Annotated in this window: 1 protein-coding gene; it reads right to left on the reverse strand. The window is 61.6% G+C overall.

What is annotated here, in order from left to right; translation table 11 throughout:
* Positions 1-254 (reverse strand): hypothetical protein (locus AC1RPU_RS08200; RefSeq protein ID WP_481769679.1); only part of this gene is annotated, 254 nt, incomplete at its 3' end.
* Positions 255-279 lie beyond the last annotated feature (25 nt).

Consider the following 279-nt stretch of genomic DNA (forward strand, 5'->3'; position numbering starts at 1 on the left):
GTCGTAGAGTCGCGGTCCCGGAGGGCAAGAAGCACCTCGCGGAATGGGCCGCTAAGCCAAGGAAGATGTTCAGCGCCGATCGCGTTCAGCACGTAGTCGTCCAGGAGCGATTCGACAATGAATTGCTTCAGATCTGGACGAGCATGCGCAAGGGCCTGGAGAGACGGCAACGCCGCACTCTCGCGGTCACCGACGATCGCAGTCGCAAGGTGACGAGCTACGTCCTCGTCGCCAGTTGTAGGCGCATCCTGCATTCGCTGAATCGCTCCGGTCCGGGTC

The organism is Dellaglioa sp. CoH-55-MRSF-7 (genome assembly GCF_056782235.1).